General features: G+C 46.8%; 2 protein-coding genes. One reads left to right on the top strand and one right to left on the bottom strand.

Annotated features, from left to right (window positions below; translation table 11 throughout):
• Positions 1-96: 96 nt before the first annotated feature.
• Positions 97-537 (top strand): hypothetical protein, encoded by a 441-nt coding sequence (locus tag GA0061070_RS24405; protein ID WP_090139108.1) that lies wholly within the window; start codon positions 97-99, stop codon positions 535-537.
• Here GA0061070_RS24405 and GA0061070_RS25295 read toward each other — a convergent pair.
• Complete coding sequence (locus GA0061070_RS25295; protein ID WP_167353623.1) at positions 534-692, bottom strand: hypothetical protein; 159 nt, start codon at positions 690-692, stop codon at positions 534-536. The genes GA0061070_RS24405 and GA0061070_RS25295 overlap by 4 nt on opposite strands.
• Positions 693-1,356: the final 664 nt, after the last annotated feature.

Raw genomic sequence — 1,356 nt, forward strand, 5'->3', positions numbered from 1 at the left:
TCGGCATGGTTCGAGCAATCAGATGTCACCGACAGAATATGAAAACCAGTATTATCAACGGCTCAGAAGTGTCTAGATTATCCGTGGCGATTCAGAATGGTCACGATCACCAAAACCTACGAGAAGATAGCCCCGAAACTTGATGACATGGTGCGCCGTGGGTTCAGCGACATTGAGTTAAGGTATGGAAGCCAAAATAAGATCTACGCTTACGGTGAAAGGAAACTCTCAGCAGAGGATTTCCGCATTCTCTATCCTGAGAAGGTGAATGACATTCCGAAAGACTTCCCGCCAGATGCTACCGTGATCGTGGAAGACATGGTATTACTATACAAACCCCGTAACGGTCAACTCACCAGAACGGCTTCAGAGACACAGCTAAAACATCACCAGGCTTTCAACGATTGGTGTCATGCTAATGTTGGCAGGGGAAAGGGCTACACCCAGACAACAAAGAAAGCAGTAAACGCGATTAACATTATCAGTGCTCTCTTATTGGCTGGGCTGGTTATTTGGGGACTATCTCACATCCGCTAAAACATAATGTTAGCTGCCCTGGCTAATTTGCTCTCTGCATCTTCTTCCTGCTTCTTCGCAAGCCAGGCTTTCCCCTCTGGTGTTGCCAGGAATTTACGGGCATGGATTTTACGGTTGTTGCGCTTCGTGGCTGCTGCATTGTTGGCTTTTGACATAGTATCCCCTCCGCTGAATATGCCAGCGCTCAACGTACAGCAGAGAGACATTACAATGAAAGTTACAATGGTGCAGATAATAGATGACCATTACGTGCCGTGTTGGGCACATAAGAAAAGGCGGCGCGTAGCGCTTCCGCAGTGTGAAATCCCTTCGCAGGGAGGATAAAGCCTTAGCACGTTCTCTTATCAGGTGATCGTTATAGTCCGGTGATCGAAACCGTGGCAGAGCCGGATTCTTTCCCGATCCGGTTAGTCTTCCCAACATTACGCCTGTTTATTCTCTGCGACCTTTCACAAGGTGTAGCATCATTGAGCGCCGCACGAAGCGCGGAACGTATCGCTAAGGGTTCAAGTGATGTGTTTAGAGAGTCCGGCAACTCTTTCAGCTTCAAGGGATGGCATAATTTCTAATGCCGTTCGGGCTTGAGCCTGGTAACTACCCGCCAGTACGTTGTACAATACTTGAGCCGATACAACGCAAAGGCGTTTACCAAGTGTTATCAAGGATGAGAATTGAAGATACAATCCGTTAGATTTTTTTACGCTAAGTGATTGATTTTCTTAGATGGTGCCGATAATAGGAGTCGAACCTACGACCTTCGCATTACGAATTAGTAGAATCACATTTAACTAGCTGTTTTATATGCACATTGCCGCATTC

Source organism: Kosakonia oryziphila, assembly GCF_900094795.1.
GTDB classification, from domain to species: domain Bacteria; phylum Pseudomonadota; class Gammaproteobacteria; order Enterobacterales; family Enterobacteriaceae; genus Kosakonia; species Kosakonia oryziphila.